The 12,922-nt window shown below is 66.7% G+C and carries 11 protein-coding genes and 1 tRNA gene; 7 read left to right on the forward strand and 5 right to left on the reverse strand.

Annotated features, from left to right (window positions below; translation table 11 throughout):
• The first annotated feature begins 4 nt into the window (after nt 1–4).
• Entirely contained in the window at nt 5–3,745 is a 3,741-nt protein-coding gene (locus tag ACWPXK_RS19880) for an nSTAND1 domain-containing NTPase (protein ID WP_454197652.1), read from the forward strand.
• A 142-nt stretch (nt 3,746–3,887) separates the two neighbouring features.
• On the opposite strand, the gene ACWPXK_RS19885 is transcribed toward ACWPXK_RS19880, so the two are convergent.
• Together ACWPXK_RS19885 and ACWPXK_RS19890 are read right to left on the reverse strand one after the other, a co-directional pair.
• The gene (locus ACWPXK_RS19885) at nt 3,888–4,244 is read right to left on the reverse strand and encodes a hypothetical protein (protein WP_454197653.1); all 357 of its coding nucleotides are present in this window, start codon (nt 4,242–4,244) and stop codon (nt 3,888–3,890) included.
• Nucleotides 4,245–4,499: 255 nt separating this feature from the next.
• Nucleotides 4,500–5,393, reverse strand: a complete 894-nt coding sequence (locus ACWPXK_RS19890) for a universal stress protein (RefSeq protein ID WP_454197654.1) — start codon at nt 5,391–5,393, stop codon at nt 4,500–4,502.
• Between the two features lie 564 nt (nt 5,394–5,957).
• On the opposite strand from ACWPXK_RS19890, the gene ACWPXK_RS19895 reads away from it, so the two are divergent.
• Entirely contained in the window at nt 5,958–6,641 is a 684-nt protein-coding gene (locus ACWPXK_RS19895) for a DsbA family oxidoreductase (protein WP_454197655.1), read from the forward strand.
• A gap of 38 nt (nt 6,642–6,679) precedes the next feature.
• On the opposite strand, the gene ACWPXK_RS19900 is transcribed toward ACWPXK_RS19895, so the two are convergent.
• Nucleotides 6,680–7,405 carry an SDR family NAD(P)-dependent oxidoreductase gene (locus ACWPXK_RS19900; protein ID WP_454197656.1) on the reverse strand — a complete coding sequence of 242 codons (726 nt, stop codon included), beginning with the start codon at nt 7,403–7,405 and terminating at the stop codon, nt 6,680–6,682.
• Between the two features lie 48 nt (nt 7,406–7,453).
• On the opposite strand from ACWPXK_RS19900, the gene ACWPXK_RS19905 reads away from it, so the two are divergent.
• Nucleotides 7,454–8,350: a LysR family transcriptional regulator gene (locus ACWPXK_RS19905; RefSeq protein WP_454197657.1), complete on the forward strand. Its 897-nt coding sequence runs from the start codon at nt 7,454–7,456 to the stop codon at nt 8,348–8,350.
• Here the strand turns inward: ACWPXK_RS19905 and ACWPXK_RS19910 are convergent.
• The gene (locus tag ACWPXK_RS19910; RefSeq protein ID WP_454197658.1) at nt 8,347–8,601 is read right to left on the reverse strand and encodes a site-specific integrase; all 255 of its coding nucleotides are present in this window, start codon (nt 8,599–8,601) and stop codon (nt 8,347–8,349) included. The genes ACWPXK_RS19905 and ACWPXK_RS19910 overlap by 4 nt on opposite strands.
• Nucleotides 8,602–8,832: 231 nt before the next feature.
• On the opposite strand from ACWPXK_RS19910, the gene ACWPXK_RS19915 reads away from it, so the two are divergent.
• Nucleotides 8,833–9,369 (forward strand): tyrosine-type recombinase/integrase, encoded by a 537-nt coding sequence (locus ACWPXK_RS19915; protein WP_454197659.1) that lies wholly within the window; start codon nt 8,833–8,835, stop codon nt 9,367–9,369.
• Here ACWPXK_RS19915 and ACWPXK_RS19920 read toward each other — a convergent pair.
• Nucleotides 9,335–9,408: transfer RNA gene (locus tag ACWPXK_RS19920), tRNA-Pro, on the reverse strand. The two genes, ACWPXK_RS19915 and ACWPXK_RS19920, sit on opposite strands and share 35 nt — an antisense overlap.
• A 309-nt stretch (nt 9,409–9,717) precedes the next feature.
• Between ACWPXK_RS19920 and ACWPXK_RS19925 the strand changes: the two genes are divergently transcribed.
• The 3 genes from ACWPXK_RS19925 to ACWPXK_RS19935 all read left to right on the forward strand — a co-directional run bounded on the left by ACWPXK_RS19925 (nt 9,718) and on the right by ACWPXK_RS19935 (nt 12,463).
• Nucleotides 9,718–11,370: a S8 family peptidase gene (locus tag ACWPXK_RS19925; RefSeq protein ID WP_454197660.1), complete on the forward strand. Its 1,653-nt coding sequence runs from the start codon at nt 9,718–9,720 to the stop codon at nt 11,368–11,370.
• Between the two features lie 172 nt (nt 11,371–11,542).
• Nucleotides 11,543–11,953, forward strand: a complete 411-nt coding sequence (locus tag ACWPXK_RS19930; protein ID WP_454197661.1) for a hypothetical protein — start codon at nt 11,543–11,545, stop codon at nt 11,951–11,953.
• Between the two features lie 159 nt (nt 11,954–12,112).
• Nucleotides 12,113–12,463, forward strand: a complete 351-nt coding sequence (locus ACWPXK_RS19935) for a hypothetical protein (RefSeq protein WP_454197662.1) — start codon at nt 12,113–12,115, stop codon at nt 12,461–12,463.
• Nucleotides 12,464–12,922 lie beyond the last annotated feature (459 nt).

Genomic DNA, 12,922 nt, shown 5'->3' on the forward strand with positions numbered 1-12,922 from the left:
CGCTGTGGAGGGAGGCAACATCGAGGAGGTACCCGCCGAGGGCGCTGGTCGTGACGGGTTCGTGGACGCTCGCGAGGCGCGGGGCGTGCAGATCGGTGATCACAACACCCAGGTGATCTACAGCTATCACGGGACGTGGACCGACGGAGTAGCGCCGGCCCCGTTGATCGGTGTCGCGGGCGAGGTGGAGTCGCCGTATCGGGGGTTGGGCTGGTTCTCCGAGCGTGACGCCCCGTTCTTCTTCGGCCGCGATTCCGCGATTGACGCACTGCTGCAACGGCTCTCACATCGGATTCGGCAGCCGGGGATCTTGATGGTGTCCGGGGTGTCGGGTGCGGGGAAGTCGTCGCTGCTACGCGCCGGAGTCCTGCCGCGGATCCGTGGGCAGGGTTTGGCGGATATGCCGCAGGCCCACTCGTGGCCGTGCTTGGTCTTCACCCCGGGGCATGCTCCGCTCGACGAACTGGCCTTGTCCACGGCTCAGGTGGCAGGGTCGGATGCGGCGGTGGCGCGCCGTGAGCTACGCGAGGACCCGTCCGGTTTCGCGGTGCTCGCCGCGCAGGCCGCGCACGCGGGGCCTGCGGCGGAGCAGGGTGGTGCGCGTGGGCTGTTGCTGGTCGTGGACCAGTTCGAGCAACTTTTCACCCAGTGTCCGGACGAGTCACAACGCCAGGCGTTCGTCGCCGCGTTGCACGCGGCGGCGACGACTCGCCATGCCGGTGCCGTGATATTGGTGGTGTTGGTGGTGCGCGCGGATTTCGAGGCTCGCTGCGCCGATTACGAATCGTTGGTCGACGCGATCCAGCATCACTACCTGGTGACCGCAATGACCGAGCGGCAACTGCGCATGGCGATCACCGAACCGGCCAAACAGGCCGGTGCGCGCGTCGACGACGACCTCGTCGAACAGTTGTTGCGAGAGACCCGTGCCCGTAGACATGATTCGGTGTCGGCGGTGTCGGCGGCCGGGGTGCTGCCGCTTCTGTCGCATGCACTTGATCGGACCTGGCGGCTGCGGGCAGGCGACACCGTTACCGTCGCCGATTTCGAACGCACCGGTGGATTGGAAGGCGCGGTCGCCGACAGTGCGCAGCGGGCATACGATTCGCTGACCCTGCCCCAGCAGCGGACCGCGCGGCGCGTCTTCACCAGGCTGGTCATCAGCGGCAGCGACGGCACCGATACGGCCGACCGAGTACATCGTGACGACCTGGTCTGGGAGGGCGTCGAGAGCGATGATGTCGACGCGGTGCTGGCGGCGTTCACCGACGAACGTCTGCTCACCGTGGGCGCGCAAACCGTCGAGATCAGCCATGAGGTGCTGTTGTCGACCTGGCCACTGCTGCGGGACACCTGGATGGCCGACACTCGCGAGAACCGCGCCGTATGCGCGCGGCTGCGCGCCGCGGCGGCCGAATGGGAACGCCATCTTCGTGACCCCGCGTATCTCTACTCCGGTAGCGTCCTCGATACCGCCGCCGCGGCCGCTGAACAGATCGCCGCGGATCCGGCGCGGTACCCACCGCTCGGGGATACCGAAACGCAGTTCCTCACCGCCGGCATCCGGGCGCAACACCGCCGCACCCGGCAACGCAGAGCCGCCGTCGGGGTGTTGATGGTGCTCGTCGTCGCTTTGGCGGCCGCTACACTCGGCCTGTTCCGTGCCGGTCAAACTTCTGCTGAGCAACGCGATAACGCCGTGTCACGTGAGTTGGCCGGCCGAAGCGAGCGCCTGGCCCCCTCGGATCCGTTCGGCTCCCGGGTGTCGGCGTTGGCGGCATGGCGAATCGCCCCGACGCCGGAAGCCCGGTACGCCGTGCTCGCCGCTATCCGCAACCCTGCGATAGCAATACTCACCCACGTCGATGTGCTGAGATCGATGGCGGTCAGGCCGAAGAGCAACATCCTCGCCACCGCCACCGCCGCCGACCCCGTCGACGGCACAGTCCGATTGTGGGACGTGGCAAACAATCGGCCGCTCGGCGAGCCGCTGCACAGCTCTTGGCCGATAAGCGAAGTGGCATTGAGTCCGGACGGCAAAACCCTCGCCATCGGCGGCGACAACAAGCTTCAGTTCTGGGACATGGAAAACAACCGGCCACTCGGCGAGCCGTTTACCGGCCTTGTCGGGCTCGTGGGGTCGATGGCGTTCAGCCCGGATGGCAAAACCCTCGCCATCGCCTCCCTGAGTAGCGCCGCCCGGTTGTGGGATGTGGCAAGCAATCGGCCGCGCGGCGAACCGATCAGGGGGCACACCGGGTTGGTGCGGTCGGTGGCGTTCAGCCCGGATGGCACAACCCTCGCCACCGTCGGCAATGACCCCACCGCCCGGCTGTGGGACGTGGAAACCGGCCGGCCGCTCGGTGAGCTTACGGACCATGACGGGTTCGTGCGGTCGGTGGCGTTCAGCCCGGACGGCAAGATCCTCGCCACCGCCGGCGACGACGGCACCACCCGGCTGTGGGACGTAGAACATCACCGCGCCCTCGACAAACCCCTCACCGGCCACGACGGCCCAGTGAACTCGATAACGTTCAGCCCGGACGGCACAACCCTCGCCACCGTCGGCGACGACGGCACCGCCCGGCTGTGGGACGTAGAACATCACCGCGCTCTCGGCGAACCCCTCACCGGCCACGACGGGCCAGTGAAATGGGTGGCGTTCGGCCTCGACGGCACAACCCTCACCACCGGCGGCCAAGACAGCACGATCCGATTGTGGGATGCAACCGGCCGCCGACCGCTCGGCGAACCGCTGACCAGTGAGAACACGGTGATAGGTGCAGCCGCTTTCAGCCCCGACGGCACAATCCTCGCCACCGGCAGCAGCAGGGGCACAGTCCAGCTGTGGGACGTGGAACATAACCGACCCCTCGGCGAACCACTGACCGGTCACAACAACTCGGTGTACTCGGTGGCGTTCAGCCCGGACGGCAAAACCCTCGCCACCGGCAGCGAAGACGGCACAGCCAGGCTGTGGGACGTAGCAGGCAACCGGCCCTCCGGCGAGCCACTGACCGGCCACAAATCCGGCATAGCCTCGGTGGCGTTCAGCCCGGACGGCAAAACCCTCGCCACCGCCAGCTACGACTCGATCCGGTGGTGGAACGTTGAAGACCACCGGCCACTCGGCGAACCGAGTACCGGCCACAAATCCAGAGCAAGGATGGCGTTCAGTCCCGACGGGAATACCTTCGCCGTCGCCACCGGCGACACGGTCCGGTTGTGGGACGTACAAGGCAACCGGCCGCTCGGCGACCCACGCACCTACGCCACCCCGGCGGCGGGATCCATGGCGTTCAGCCCCGACAGCGCGACCCTCGCCACCGGCAGCTTCGACGGCACCGTCCAGTTGTGGGATGTAACACACAATCGAGCCCTCGGCGAACCACGCACCGAACACCGCTCCAACATCACCTCGTTGGCGTTCAGCCCCGACGGCAAATCCCTCGCCAGCGCCAGCGACGACGGCACCGTCCGGCTGTGGGACGTACAAGACAACCGGCCGCTCGGCGAACCACTGGACGGCCACAATGGATTGGTGCAGACGGTGGCGTTCGGTCCGGACGGAAGAATACTGGCCGAGGTCACCAACGGCCCCAAGGTACTGCTGCATGACGTCGGCTTCACGGTCGACCCCGCAGCATCGCTGTGCTCGGGAACCCCGAACTGGTTCACTCGAGAGCAGTGGGACCAGTACGTGCCATCCGATTTCAGTCCGGGGTACCGGGCACTTTGCCCCTGACCGGTGTCAGCGATGCCACGGAATACCCGGGTACAACGGGGGGCTTTGGAGCAGAAGCCGCAGACGATGCTGTATTCGCCGGGCACGGCGAGCGAGGTGGCCAACCAGAACGACAGTGCCAGGCAGCAGGGGGTGATTTCAGCTAGTCCTTCTGGATCCGGCGATGGCCGAGCCGTAGGTGCAGCTTATCGACGGACTGGGGGCGCGATCCCGCTTCGAGCAGCATTCGGTCGTAGTCGAGGAGGAATGCGGCCAGCAACGCCCGCAGCTGCGCCGGGGCGCTCGGTTCGAACGCGAGCCGATGCCCGCCGATGGCGAGAATGAAAGGGGCGTAGGAGATTCCGTCACTGCCGACGACCGCCCAGGCCGAATCGGCGATGCTGGTGCTGACGATGCGAGCACAGGCGACGCCTCTAGCGTCGTACGCCGTGAAGCCGAGGCGTGATCCGAAACTGCGATCGGCCTCGATCCGCCGGGAGCCTACGCCGAGTCGTGCCAACCGTGTCCGCGTACCTGGTCTGATCGAGGACAGACGACCGGTCGCGGACGCGTTGCACGGCAAGACCATCGACAGCTGCTGCCGGAGCCGAAGCCGATCCTGCCGGTAGCGCGGACGAGACCGTCGTAGAAGTCGCGGCATTCAACCGTCAAAGTTGGGGGAGCGGTCGGCTTTCGGGAAGGCCGGGACCGGAATCGTGGGCGACGTTGACCATTGCGTGGTGGCCGTCCCGGTCGCTCTGTCACCCGTCAGTCGCTAGGTGATCGGGGCTTCTAACTTGGAGCGGACGACGATCATCGGGATGTCCACCGAATGCAGCAGGGCGTTGCTGGTGGAGCCGAGGAGCATGCTGGCGAAGCCGCCGCGGCCGTGGCTGCCGACGATGATGAGTTGGGCGTTCCCGGATTCTTCGAGGAGGGCGCGGACGGGCCGATCGACGACAACGATACGACGGACCGGAACGTCGGGGTATTTGTCGGTGTAGCCTGCCAGGCTTTCGGCCAGTACGACCTGCTCCTGCCGATGTAAGTCGGCCCAGTCACCGATCGGCAGATCCAGGCCGGTGACGTCGCTCCAGGCATGCACGGCGACAACGCCGACGCCGCGCAGCGAGGCCTCCTCGAAGGCCAGTTCGACGGCGGGAACGCTGTTGTCGGTACCGTCGACGCCGACCAGAATCGGCTTGGTCGCAGACACCGCGTCGATCGCGGACATCCCGTGGATCACCGCGACCGGGCAACGGGCGTGCTGGGTGGTGGCCGCGCTGACCGAGCCGAGCAGCCCACGCCGGAAGGCGCCCAGGCCGCGGCTGCCGACGACCAGCATTCTGGTGTGTTGGGAGCGCTCGATCAGCGTGGGAATGATCGGCTCGAACGTCACCTCGGTGCTGATGTCCGGCTCCGCGCCGGGCGCCGCCGTGCGGGCCACACGCATTGCCTCGGTCAGGATCCGGTCGCCGTCGCGGCGCAATGACTCCAGGTCCGCTTCCCCCAGGGACATGCCCGGACCGAAGCCGGTCGGGATCGCCATCGCGGTGAGGAGGTGCAACGGGCTGCCGTGCAGGGTGGCTTCTACCGCCGCCCACGCGACGGCATGATAAGAGCTGGCCGAGCCGTCCGCGGCGGCGAGAATCGGTGAATTGCCTACCATGCGCTTTCCTTTTCGCTCCGGAGATCACTACTGATCCGCACGGAGATACCCGGTTTCGGTTGCGCGACACCCGAGAGCAGCGCCACCGCACGCCCCGCTATTCCCGTTCCCGAAGTGCTGAGACCTTCGACAGGACCGAACCGTTCTTCGCATCGCATTACCCCAGCCTCGAACGCACACGCCGGAGCCGACCTGCGCCAGTGCACTGCGGCCGCCCACCGAAACTGGATTCTGGTTCGGTTTTGCGACACCGCGTTCGGGTAGCACCTCGAACGAACGCAGAATATCGAGCCCCCCGGGAGGTATGGGTAATGACTCTGGAGGAGACGGGCACCGTCACCACCTCCTGCGCAAGATGGAGACTGCAATCTCCGCTATCTGCGTGTCGTGCTGAACAAGACGGCGCACGTATACATCGACTCGACTCAGGTCTGCGACTCAGCACGCGGAATCACTCTCGACGATGACGCTGATGAAGCCAACGGCCGGCGGGTGGGATCGCTTGCTCGGGACCGCCGTATCTCAGGTAAGGAGTTCCTCCGTGCGGAGAAAGGGCAGCTCGAGATGGTCGACGTACCCGCAGGCATGATCGTCGTGTACACCGACGTAGCGTGTGGCTGGTCCACCATTGCGTTGGACCGCTTCTATCGAGAAAGGGCTCGCATCGGCGCCGAGGACAAGCTACGGATCGACCTGCGACTGTTCGCACTCGAAGACGTCAACCGGTTCCCGATCCCGAAACGCTACCTGGACGCCGAGATCCCCGTCATCGGCGCACTGGATCCGGATTTCGGGTGGAAGCCCTGGCAGAACGACACATCGACCTGGCCTAACTCCACCCTGCTCGCCAACGAGGCCGTCCACGCCGCCAAACAGCAGTCGTTGCGAGCTGCCGAGGAACTGGACATGGCGATCCGGCGAGCCTTGTTCTGCGACAGCCGTCCCATCGACCTGCTGCACGAACTGATCGACATCGCCGCCCTCTGTCCCGGCGTCGACGGCGAACACCTGGCCGCAGCATTGGAGACCGGCGCTGCCCGCGCGGGCATGATGCGCGACTACCGCGCACATCGCGACCAGGTCCAGGGCAGCCCACACTTCTTCCTCGCCGACGGCAGCGACATCCACAACCCCGGCATCCAACTGCACTGGGTCGGCGAACCCGGGGCAGGATTTCCCGTCATAGACTCCGACGACCCACTGGCCATCAACCGGCTTCTCGATCACGCGCTGACCAGCGCTCACTGACCAATACCCCTCGCCTGGGGTGGCCACCGGTGCGCCGGTCACCAGGGCACCGTTCCGGCGTCGTCGAAGAATCCGCCGGTCGGGCCGTCGTCGGGCAGGGTCGCGAGGCGAATCGCGATGGCAGCACCCTGTTGCGGTGTACGGACGCCGCGAAAACCGGTGAGGTCGGTGGCGGTGAAACCGGGACAGCCGGAGTTGATCAAGATGTTGGTATCACCCAGTTCCTTGACGTACTGGAGAGTGAGGGCGTTGAGGAAGGTCTTCGAGGCCAAGTAGGCGGCGGGAACCGGGCCCATGTCGATGCCGGGTGTGGTTTGCAGGGCGAGCGAGCCGACGCTGCTGGACATGTTGACGATTCGCGGTGAGGCCGAGGCGCGCAGCATCGGCAGCATCGCGTTGGTGACCCGGATGACCCCGATCACGTTGGTTTCCACGACGATTCGCACAGTCGCGGGATCGACCGTGGTCGGTGTCTGCGGCATACCGCCGGTGATCGCGGCGTTGTTGACCAGGACGTCGAGTCCTCCGGTATGGTCGGCGATCAATTCGGCCGCAGCGGCCACACTTGCGTCGTCGGTCACGTCGAGCGGCACATCGAACGCATCGGTCCCGGCCGCGCGCAGCTTCTCCACCGCGGTGTCGCGGCGTTGTTGATCCCGCGCGCCCACACCGATTCGCCAGCCGAGAGCGCCTAGGCCTGCGGCGATCTCGTATCCGATTCCTTTGTTCGCGCCGGTCACCAGCGCAATCGTCTGTTCACTCACACCGCCGATCCTGCTGCGATTCCGGGTGTAGCGTCCAAGACCGATCGGGTGGGCGGCGATACCGCACGGGTATTGGTCGTGGTCATCGCCGGTTACCATGACCTGGTGGAGACGCGGGAGTTGCGATATTTCGTCGCCGTCGCCGAGGAGTTGCACTTCGGGCGGGCGGCACAACGGCTCTCCATGGCGCAACCACCGCTGTCGCGGGCGATCCAGCAACTCGAACGGCGGCTCGGAGTCGTTCTGCTGCACCGCGCTGCTCGCGCAATCACTTTGACCAAGGCCGGGTCGGTGCTTCTGCGGGAGGCCCGGCTCGCCCTCGAAGCGGTCGAAGCCGCCGAGCGCCGCACCCGCCGCGCCGCTGCCGACCGGCCCGGCGTGCTGCTGGCCACCAAGGCAGGAGCGTCCAGAGAACTGTTGTCGAAGTTGCTGGACGCCTACGCCGCCGACCCCTCCGCTGTCGCAGTCGAGGTGATGCTCTGCGGGCCCGGCGAACCGGAAGGTCTACTACGCAACGGGCGTGCCGACGTTGCTCTGCTCCACCGGCCCTACGAGACGACGGCCGGATTCGACACCGAGGACCTGCACACCGAACAGCAGGTCGTGGTCCTGCCCGCGGGGCACCCCCTCGCCAAGCGACCCCACATGTCGATGGCCGAGGTCAACGCCCTGACGGACCTGCCCCTTCCACGCTGGCCTCGACGGGATGGGAGTTATCCCGACGGCCCCGGCCCGCAGGTTCGCGACCATACCCAATTGACCCAGCTGATCACGCTCGGCCGGGCCTGCGCGCTCATGCCCGAGTCGCTCCGAGCCCAGCTACGCGACGATCACGCCATCGTGCCCGTACCGGACGCACCGGCCGTCACGACCGTCATCGCCTGGCCACCACACAGCAGATCCCAAGCCGTCGCCGACCTTGTCCGTACGGCGACACGCCTCTAGCCGATAACATCCGCAAATGCCGCATATCGGACGGCCGGCCGAGTCGCGAGATCCTGCCAATCACGTGGGTCGCTGGTGCTCGACGGCGCGCGGTGGTGACGCGGGACGTCGTCGTTGTAGACGGCGACGTAGGTCTGGGTCGTGGTGATGTCGTTGTGGCCGAGGAGTTTCGCGGCGATGTGCACCGGCAGGCCGTTGGAGACGGCTTCTGTGGCGAAGATCCTGCGGAAGTCGTGCGGCGTGTAGCGCAAGCAACTGGCCGTCGGGACCGACGAGTTCGGCGCGTTGGATGGCGAGCCGCAGAAGACGGTGGGTGACCGCTGTGCTCATGACTCGAATCTCGGCTCCGTAGCGACGCTGGAACAGGTGCGGTAGTGGCGCGCCAGTCAGCCGTTCGTAGGAGTCGTAGCGGGCGACGAGCGGGATGTGCTGATTCCCGCCGCGCACCCGGTGATATCGACATCGATACCTGGACCTGGCGAGTGCGGCGGCAGACCACGCCATCACCGGGCGGTATGGAAGACAAAGGCACCAAGGGCAACCGGGCGCGGTACGTGCCATTGATCGAAGAAGTTCGGCAACTGGTAACCCGGCGCATCGCGATCGTCGGCACCGACAACCCTGACGCGCGACTGTTCCGCGGTCCGCGCGGTGGACGGATCGCTACCGGCGTGCTGCGGGATGCCACGCACTGGGACGAGGTCGTCACCAAGCTCGGCTACGAACACCTGCGTCGGCACGATCTGCGGCACACCGGGCTGACCTGGATGGCGGACGCTGGGGTGAGCCTGCACGTGCTCCAGAAGATCGCCGGACACGCCGACAGCCGGACAACTGAGCGGTACATCCATCCGGATCGTCGGGAGATCACTGGGGCTGGTGACAAGCTGTCGAAGCACCTGCGGTCCGTTCTGGTCCCGCTCTTCGGGTGGTCGGCCAATGAAGAAAGCCCCCCGACGCTGGTCAGAGGGGCTTTCTCGTCTGTCGGGCTGACAGGATTTGAACCTGCGACCACTTGACCCCCAGTCAAGTGCGCTACCAAACTGCGCCACAGCCCGTTGCGTCCGCTTCGCGGGTGCTCGAAGGAGATTACCGCACGAGCCGGGGAGGGGGCTAATCGCCTAGTCAGAGTGGGTTCGGGTCGGTCGTTCCGATGTCACGCGTCGGGGGAGGGGGAGAAGGGCGGGAAGATGGCGCGGGCGGGTCGGCGGGCCTGGTGCCGCAACGCCTGCGAGATGTGTCGGTGGGGGCACCATCCGAGGGGTGAACCGAGCACGAATAGCGAGTACCGCGCTACTCGGGATTTGGGTGGTTCGCGGGGGCTAGGTTCATGCTGGTGCTCGGTCCGCACGGGGAAGGAGATCACTGTGCCTACAGCTAATTTCGGTACGAAGGACGATCCTGGTTTCGAGCTCGAGCAGAGTCCGGATCTGATCGTGGTACGGACCTACAGCGGGCGCGGGGTCCGGCAGAAAACCGGATCGGTGCGGACGCCGCTAGCCGGTCAGCTCGATGACGCGACGTTGGTGCAGGCCTACCCGGAGGCGGGGGTCGAGGTGTATCGGCTGCCTGCCGGGGAGTCGGTGGAGCGACGCAAACCGGTGCTGAATGCCGCGCCGGAGGTTCGGTTCGCCGGGCATGTGCTGGTGGATCCCGGCACTGAGGAGCCGGTGCTCTACACCGAGAACGTCTTCGTGAGGTTCGTCGACCGGGTCGATCACGAGCATTGTCTCGACGTCTTGGCGTCGGCGGGCCTGCGAGTGAAAGAGGTGGTCACGTATGCGACCAACGCGTATTTCACCGCGGCGCCGGAGGGGACCGGTCAGCGGGTGTTCGATATCGCGAATGAGCTGTTGAGCCGCGACGACGTGGAGTACTGCCACCCCGAGCTGATCCGTCGCCGTTCCCGCAAGGCGATCTTCCCGCAGCAGTGGCATCTGAAGAAGACGGTGATCGGCGGAAAGCCGGTGGACGCGCACGCCGCGGTGGAAGCGGCCCACGCCGTCACACGCGGTGCGGGGGTGACGATCGCCATCATCGATGACGGTGTCGACATCGACCATCCCGAGTTCACCGGTGGCAGGAAGGTGGTCGCGCCGCGCGACGTCACCTTGCAGATCAACGATCCGCGGCCCAAGGACATGTTCGGCACCGGCCCGGACCGCGGCGAGAACCACGGCACGGCGTGCGCGGGTGTGGCGTGCGCGAACGGCAAGGCAGGGGCGTCGGGAGTGGCGCCGGAGGCCGCGTTGATGCCGATCCGGCTCGCCTCGGGCCTCGGATCGCAAGCTGAGGCGCGTGCCTTCGTGTGGGCCGCCGATCACGGTGCCGACGTCATCTCGTGCAGTTGGGGTCCGCCGGACGGCGCTTGGTTCCGGCCGAATGACCCGCTGCACAACAAGGTGGTGCGGCTGCCCGCCAGCACACGGTTGGCGATCGAACACGCCGTCACCACCGGACGCGGCGGTAAGGGTTGTGTGGTGCTGTTCGCGGCGGGCAACGGCAACGAGTCCGTCGACAACGACGGCTACGCCAGTTTCGCCAAGGTCATCGCCGTCGCCGCCTGTAACGACACCGGGAAACGCAGCGTCTACAGCGATTTCGGAAAAGCGGTGTGGTGTGCGTTCCCCAGCAGCGACTTCGGGCACAAACCTTTCGGACATCCCGCCCCGATCACTCCGGGCATCTGGACCGTCGACCGGCGCGGCCGGGACGGCTACAACCCGGGCGATCCCCAGTCGGGTGATGGAGCGGGCAACTACACCGACGACTTCGGCGGCACCTCCAGCGCTTGCCCGGGAGCTGCCGGCGTGGTGGCTCTGGTGTTGTCGGTGAACCCGAATCTGACCTGGCGCGAGGTCAAGGACCTGCTGAAAGGAGCGTGCGACAAGATCGATCCGCAAGGCGGCCGCTACGGCGCGGACGGGCGCAGCGACAAGTACGGGTACGGCCGACTCAACGCGCTCGCCGCGGTTCGAGCGGCCCGGCCCGCGGCGCCCAGTCCGCTGCCGGTGCTCTGACACACCGGACGATGATGTGACTACGTTGAGCGCCGATCCGGCCAGATGACCGGATCGGCGCTCGACGTCGGGGAGGCCTCGCTCGAGTAACACGGCGGCGGGGGCGTCCCACGTCGTGATCGGGTCGCGGTGTATGTCCGCGTTCTATGGCGGGCGGGGAGAGACTGAGTATGTGACGAAGGACAGCGATCAGCTGATCGTGGTGGACGCCGCGAATGTCGTCGGCTCGCTCCCCGATGGTTGGTGGCGCGATCGTTCCGGTGCGGCACGGCGACTGCTCGCGAAAATGTCCCGGCTCGATGAGCACCTGGAGCGACCGGCCGAGTTGATTGTCGTGCTGGAATGGGCGGCGAAGGCCGCGGTCGCCGGTGCGTCGGATCCGGAGTTCGCCGGCGTGCGTGTCGTGCACGCGGACGGTTCGGGAGATGACGCCATAGTCGGTGTGGTGGCCGCGGCCATCGCGGAGGGCGGCAATCGTCCGGTCACTGTCGTGACGGCGGATCGGGGTCTCCGTGACCGTGTCGAGGCGATCGGGGCGAATACGGTCGGTCCGCGCTGGCTCCTGGACCGCATCGGGTCGTAGCGGTCAGGGTGGCAGCATTCGGAGCGCAAACGTGAGCGCTGGTGGACCTGCGGCAAGTCCGACGCCAGCTGGTTCTCGACCGGACCGACAGGTAGCGTCTCAGTACACCTCCGGCGTTTCACCTGTCCGGCCAGTCCGTTTTGGTGCAGTCTGTGCGGTATGACCGCCTCCGACGCCGTGGGGATGCCTCTGCTGTACCTGGTCGAGATCTCCGAACCAGGGTATTTCAGTCGGCCGTGGTGGAAGATCGCCAGCATCGGCGAGCCGAGCCAGGTCACTGCCGCGCTGCTCGAACTGGCCGTCCGAACCGAACGCGATATCCAGCGCGGTCGAAGCGGCGGACGCTGCTGGTACCGCTACGACGTCCGGTGGTCCGACGGCGCCATGCTGGAGTGTTTTCAGGGCGCCATTCGATCGGTGCTGATCCCCGGCGAGTTGCGCTGTCTGGCTATAGCCATTGCCTCGGCCTCGGGTGCCAACCTGCGTTCCGCTGAGCGGCCGCCGCAGTAAAGCGTCGTCAGCTCGGGAACCGGGCGATGCCATGTTGTCGCGGTAGCTCGGCGCACCATGGCTCGATCCATGCCCGCGACGAAGGCCGGATTCTCGCCCACCCGGTCTGCGAAGCCGTCGGCCTTGCCGCCGTCGTTCGACCGAACAGTGCCGGTTCTTGCCCCCGCTGCGCAAGCTTTCCAGGGGTGATTGCAGACGTGTGCCGATGTCGGCGCGGGTGAGACCGCAGCGGGCCCGCGCCAACGGGGCGGTGAGTGCGCGGGCGGCTCGAGCGGGTTGCGAACAGGCTCATACATCGGCTGTCGGCACGCCCCGCGCTCCAGGTAGCGAGGTGCCAAGCCGATGGCAGGCCGGTGGACGTCGCTGCGCAGCGACGTGACGCGGGCCCACGCACACCAAGGGTGGGATTCTGCCCACCCCTGGGGTTTGCTGGATGATCCCTGAGGTCCCTGGTTCCGA

The sequence above is a fragment of the Nocardia sp. Marseille-Q1738 genome (assembly GCF_965283145.1).

Coding starts and splice junctions, on each gene's coding strand:
- ACWPXK_RS19890 (WP_454197654.1), bottom strand. CDS start 5,393: ATGGTAGGCAATTCACCGATTCTCGCCGCCGCGGACGGCTCGGCCAGC.
- ACWPXK_RS19895 (WP_454197655.1), top strand. CDS start 5,958: ATGGTCGACGTACCCGCAGGCATGATCGTCGTGTACACCGACGTAGCG.
- ACWPXK_RS19935 (WP_454197662.1), top strand. CDS start 12,113: ATGACCGCCTCCGACGCCGTGGGGATGCCTCTGCTGTACCTGGTCGAG.